This is a genomic window from Rhodococcus sp. 27YEA6 (genome assembly GCF_044908235.1).
GTDB lineage: Bacteria > Actinomycetota > Actinomycetes > Mycobacteriales > Mycobacteriaceae > Rhodococcus_F > Rhodococcus_F qingshengii.
Map to the genome: position 1 here is coordinate 1 of NZ_JBIYCY010000067.1, position 1,414 is coordinate 1,414.

Genomic DNA, 1,414 nt, shown 5'->3' on the forward strand with positions numbered 1-1,414 from the left:
TGTCTGCGTGCCATGATTCGTGAATTTCCTCCTGTGCCCATTATCGGACACGAAAGTCACACAGACACTGGACTTCTACACAGGGACCCAACCAGGGCGCCTACCACCTGAGGGCGATATTCACGAAAGCGGCATCTGGGGCAGATGGTCTGGTCAGCTGGGCGCTACCCGTTTGCGAGGTGCGGTGAACAGTCCGTGCTTGTCCAGGTCGCGTAGCTCTATATATTGGCGAAGAAGTCGCTCAACCTGATCCTCATTTGCCAGATCGTTCTTTAGTTTTAAAAATCTCACAATTAGAGGTGCCGCATCATGCCCTCTAATTCCGTCCAATGAATCGCACCGGCGAGTCCGGAGACTTACTGATTTGAGAACTCCGCAATTCGCGTAGTTCTGTGTTCACCGTAGTAGAACGCCTCGAGTTCGGCAGGAGGCACATCCCCACAATGCTCGTAGAGTCGCCGGTGGTTGAACCAGTCCACCCACTCCAACGTCGCGATCTCCACATGTTCGACCGTTCGCCACGGCCCACGAGGTTTGATCAACTCGGTCTTGTACAACCCGTTGATCGTCTCGGCGAGAGCATTGTCGTAACTCGACCCAGTCGCGCCGATCGAGGCATCGATACCCACCTCAATGAGCCTGTCGGTGAACGCAATTGACGTATATTGCGACCCGCGGTCGTTGTGGTGAATGAGCCCGGCCAGTTCGGTAATCCCTTCTCGGCGTCGAGTCCAGATCGCGTGCTCGATCGCATCGAGTACCAGCGGTGTCGTCATTGTCGTCGCGGTTCGCCATCCGAGGATCCGCCGTGAATACGCATCGATGACGAACGCGACGTACACCCAACCCGGCCACGTCGAAACATAAGTAAAGTCGGCTACCCACAACACATTTGGCGCAACCGGGTTGAACTTTCGCTGCACCAGATCGTCCGCCCGACGGCCTTGTGGATCTGCGATAGTGGTCCGTTTCGCCTTGCCTCGACGTGCACCTTCGAGCCCGAGGACACCCATCAACCGTTCGGCCGTGCACCGTGCCACGTCGATGCCTTCTCGACGCATTTCCAGCCACACCTTCTGGGCTCCGTAGACCGAATAATTCTCGGCATGTACACGGCTGACCTCGGCTTTGAGCTCTTCGTCGCGCAGAGCCCGCCGAGATGCGGAACGATTGCGCGCGTCGTAGTAGGTGGACGGCGCAATTGAGCAGCCGTGCTCGTTAAGCACCCTGCAGATTGGCTCGACGCCGTACTCACTCTTGTATCGGTTGATGAAGTCGATGATCACTTGTTGTTGCGGTCGAGCTCCTCTGCGAAGAAAATCATGATATGTGGGTGATCTGACGCATCCAGTGTCAGGCTGATCATGTCGGTTGTCGGCTCGATCGAGGAGGCCCCACAATGAATGCTTTCGTC

At 56.4% G+C, this 1,414-nt stretch carries 1 pseudogene; it reads right to left on the minus strand.

From position 1 onward, the window contains the following. Window positions 1-356 precede the first annotated feature (356 nt). A pseudogene (locus tag ABH939_RS33140) lies at window positions 357-1,319 on the minus strand (IS3 family transposase); the annotation flags it as partial. Window positions 1,320-1,414 lie beyond the last annotated feature (95 nt).